The organism is Nitrosophilus sp. (assembly GCF_982775275.1).
The window spans coordinates 1-4,087 of sequence record NZ_CEXZHP010000141.1 but is presented as its reverse complement, the minus strand read 5'-3'; the positions used below and the strand labels follow the sequence as shown (position 1 = coordinate 4,087).

Here is a 4,087-nt window from a genome sequence, read left to right as displayed (position 1 = left end):
AAGCCGGAGTGGCACTTATTGAAGATGATAGCTGTGATACTGAAAAAATTCTTTTAGATGCTGATACTTCTGTAAAAGAGGCGAAAAAATATAGCGATAAAATTGTTTATTATGATGAATCTAAAAGTGCTAAAGCTGAATATAAAAATACACTAGAGTGGGTAACAAAAATTAAAAAGGCTTTAGAAGAGGATAGAATAGTTCCGTATTTTCAGCCTATCTACAATAACAAAACCAAAAAAATAGAAAAATATGAGGCTTTGGTAAGACTTATAGATGAAGATGGCACTGTAATATCTCCGTTTTTCTTTTTGGATATTGCAAAAAGGGCGAAACTTTATACAAAAATTACGAAAATAATGATAGAGAAATCTTTTAAAGCTTTTGAAAACAGATGCGAAGAACTCTCTTTGAATATCTCTACTCAAGATTTGGTAAATCCTGACATCGTTAAATTTATTGAAAATAAGCTTGAAGAGTACAATATGAAAAAAAGAGCAATTTTTGAAAATAGCGAACAAAATACGCTTTTAAATTGCAGGGGAGTAGTTATTGAGATAACTGAGACAGAAGAAGTAGAAAATTATGATATTGTAGCTAAGTTTATACAAAAGATAAAAAGCTTTGGAGGAAAAGCTGCTATTGATGATTTTGGAAGTGGCTATTCTAATTTTGTATATATTTTGAATATGGGAATAGATTATTTAAAAATAGATGCTTCACTTATAAAAAATATATTGCATGACGAAAAATCAGAAACGCTTGTTAAAGCAATTATACATTTTAGTAAAGAGCTGGGTATTAAGACTATAGCTGAATTTGTAAGCGAAGAAGAGATCCAGCAAAAAGTAGAAGATATAGGGGTACACTATTCTCAAGGGTTTTATATAGGCAAGCCTTTGCCTATAGAGAAATTGCCCCCGAATGTTCAATAATAATTAGATATGAAATAACTTCTTTAACACCTCCTGTTTTTAAAGAGATGTTTATCACTTTATCTGCAATATCTTTTGAGTTAACTTTTCCAAAAAGTTCAACTTGACCATTTTTTGAAAGAATAAGCAGATTTTTTACAGATATATCTTTTTGAATGCTTATTTTATATTTTATCTGAGCGGTAATTAAAAAATCGTTTCTTTTTTCAATAGGCAAAGAGTTTTTTACGATTTTATAATATAAAAGAAAGCTGTTTTTGCTCTCTGGGACAACTTGTTGTTCGCTTTGGGAGAAAGACTCTATTATCTCTTTTGATTTTTCAAACATTTTATATGCTTGTTCTAAGATCTCTTGAGCCGTTTTATTGAAATCTTCGAAAGAGTCGTCAAAGGCGTGAAGATTTGAGATTGTTACGAAGAAAAATATTATTAATAGTTTTTTCACTCTTTCTCCTTTAACATTGCCTCTTTTGCTCCTTTTATAGCTCCATCAATAGTTGCTTTTGCGATCTGAAAAACTCTAAATCCAAGTTTTTTTGCATCTTCAGCCTTTGCTTTAAAAATGGAGGTTGTGCTTTTTGCCTCAGTAGCAATATCGCTAAATGTAGTTTTGAATATATTTATGGCTTTTTGCGCTTCATTTTTAAGTTTAAAAAGAACGCTTTGAAGATCGTTTGATATATTTAGGAGTTTTTCTTTGATACCTGCTTCGCTTTTGTATGCGGTCTCTTTTATGCAAGATATATATATATTTTCTATATCTTCCAAATCTTTTATCGTTTTATCATAATTTTCAAAAACAAATTTTCTTGCTTCAATGGGGGTATACTCTATCGCTTCTCTAAATTTTTCTATCGATTTTGCAATTCCCTCTTTGACTCCAAAGATGGCACCTTTTAGTATCTCGTCGCTGTAATTTACAGAGACGCTTGCGATTTCGGAGGCTACTTCAAGTATCGTTTTTGAAACATCTTCTATATGCTTTTTATCTACTTTTGTATCAAGTGTTTCAAATGTTAAGTTTTTTGTAATCTCTTTTATGGTCTCTTCTATATCTTCATTTTTTTCAAGGGCGGCTATAATAGCCGCTTCGGTTGTCTCTTTTAATATGCCTAAAAATTCTAACGTTTTTAATTTGTTCTCTTCGATTATTTTTATAAGTTCTTCCTTTTTTTCTCCTTCAAGCTCGTTTGCAATATTTTCTAAAATTTCAAAACTCTCTTTAAGTTTTAATTTTAACTCCTCTTTTTCATGTTCGATTTCTCTGTTTAATTTATCTATTTGAGAGATAAGCTCTTCGATTTTTTCCTCTTTTTCTTTTTTAATATCTTCTATTATCGTATTTACGGCTTTTTTAAGATCCTCTTTGTTTGCGGCCTCTTTAATGAACTCTTCCATATTGCGCCTTTTAAAAAATTTTAAATATTATATCATTTTATATATCGATTTTTGAAAGAAAACTTCGAAGCTGGGCTTCGAAGTTTTTAAATAAGTTAAAGGTAGAAGCTTGGTTTTAGTATCTGTTTCTTCTTGGAGCGTTTCTTTTACCTCTGTATCTTGGAGCTCTTTTTGGCCTACTTTTTTCTTTTTCAAATTGAGCTATTAATTTTTCAATCTCTTTTTTGCTTTTTCCTATTTTTTCACTTCCTGTGATATCTTCACTTTTAATAACCATTGACGCAAGTTTTAAAGCGGCAGTAGATAGGTCTGTTTCGCTTTCTAAAAGATTAACAAGCTCAATTGCCGAGGCGCTAATCTCTTGAGACAATATTTTTTGAAGGGTAGATTTTTGTTTTTTTTCTTTTACTTCGCTAGAAGTAGGTATCTCTTTGTTTATCAAAGCGCTGCCAACCTCTTTTTGTATACGAAGAAGCTGTTTAAACTCGTGAGGAGTAACTATGCTGATAGCTTCCCCTTCTCGTCCGGCTCTGCCGGTTCTTCCTATCCTATGAACGTAGCTTTCAGGATCAAAAGGTATATGATAGTTAAAAACGTGGGTAACGTCGCTAATATCAAGTCCTCTTGCGGCAACATCCGTTGCTATTAATATCTCGCTATTTCCTTTTTTGAAATTTTTTATAACCTCTTCTCTTTGTCTTTGAGGAATATCTCCGTGTAAGGCCGCCGTGTTAAAACCTTGAGCGTTTAGAAACTCGTAAAGTCTGTCAACTTCAACTTTCATTCTACAAAAAATTATAGATTTGGTAGGATTTTTAAAATCCAAAAGCCTAATTAACGCTTCATCTCTCTCTTTTTCGTCCACTACATAATAAAACTGCTTAATATTTACGTTTGTTACCTCTTTTTTTGTTATAGAGATAAACTCTGGATTATATAAGATTTTTGATGCAAGTTCTTTGATCTCGTTTGGCATAGTGGCGCTAAAAAGCATAGTTTGTCTATTTGAAGGCAAAAACTCAAAAATAGCTTTTATATCTTCCAAAAAGCCCATATCAAGCATTTCGTCCGCTTCGTCAAGTACTACAAAACTTGGGTTTAACTCAATTTTCCCACTCTTTAACAGATCAAGAAGTCTTCCGGGAGTTGCCACTACCACAGATGCGTTTTCTATGTGATGAAGCTGTCTGGAATATGAGCTTCCTCCATAAACCGTAGCGGTTTTTATACCTAAAAATTTCCCGAGTCTAAAGATCTCGTCGCTAACTTGAGTAGCAAGTTCTCTGGTAGGAACTATTACTAAAGCCTCTACTTCGCCACAAAGTTTTAGCATATTTAACATCGGAAGAGCAAAAGCGGCAGTTTTTCCGGTTCCGGTGTGCGCTTGCCCTACAATATCTTTTTTTTCCAAAATAACAGGGATCGCCTCTTTTTGTATAGGACTTGGCTCTTTAAATCCGGCAATCTCTATAGCCTTTTGAATTTGGGGTTTTAGATTAAAATCTTGAAACGTCATTTTAACTCTTTAAAATAGATTTACCTTCGATTAAGCAATCTTGCCGATTTAATCAGAAGTCACATCTATAAGTAAAGAATTGGCTTTTATCTTAACGCAGAGGTGATAAGAAGATCAAATCGTCTAACAAAGCGCCTATCAAAGGCATTGCGAAATTATAGCTTGTAAAGCTTAAAGCCACTTAAGGATTTTTTTTTAGTTTGGTGGGTTTTAGTTAAAATGGTTAAAATGGTTGAGT

At 32.5% G+C, this 4,087-nt stretch carries 4 protein-coding genes; 1 reads left to right on the top strand and 3 read right to left on the bottom strand.

Going from position 1 to position 4,087, the window contains the following annotated elements; translation table 11 throughout:
* The coding region (locus AC30RD_RS06970) for an EAL domain-containing protein (protein WP_489493681.1) at positions 1-935 on the top strand (935 nt) is incomplete at its 5' end.
* Here AC30RD_RS06970 and AC30RD_RS06965 read toward each other — a convergent pair.
* From AC30RD_RS06965 to AC30RD_RS06955, 3 genes are all read right to left on the bottom strand, one after another.
* Positions 904-1,380, bottom strand: a complete 477-nt coding sequence (locus AC30RD_RS06965; RefSeq protein WP_489493680.1) for a BON domain-containing protein — start codon at positions 1,378-1,380, stop codon at positions 904-906. The genes AC30RD_RS06970 and AC30RD_RS06965 overlap by 32 nt on opposite strands.
* Positions 1,377-2,333 carry a DUF6781 family protein gene (locus tag AC30RD_RS06960; RefSeq protein ID WP_489493679.1) on the bottom strand — a complete coding sequence of 319 codons (957 nt, stop codon included), beginning with the start codon at positions 2,331-2,333 and terminating at the stop codon, positions 1,377-1,379. The genes AC30RD_RS06965 and AC30RD_RS06960 overlap by 4 nt, the downstream gene beginning before the upstream one ends.
* A 115-nt stretch (positions 2,334-2,448) precedes the next feature.
* Entirely contained in the window at positions 2,449-3,849 is a 1,401-nt protein-coding gene (locus AC30RD_RS06955; RefSeq protein ID WP_489493678.1) for a DEAD/DEAH box helicase, read from the bottom strand.
* Positions 3,850-4,087 lie beyond the last annotated feature (238 nt).

What these genes read in the sequence shown, in the direction of transcription:
- AC30RD_RS06955 (WP_489493678.1), bottom strand. Translation starts at nt 3,849, where the DNA reads ATGACGTTTCAAGATTTTAATCTAAAACCCCAAATTCAAAAGGCTATA.
- AC30RD_RS06960 (WP_489493679.1), bottom strand. Translation starts at nt 2,333, where the DNA reads ATGGAAGAGTTCATTAAAGAGGCCGCAAACAAAGAGGATCTTAAAAAA.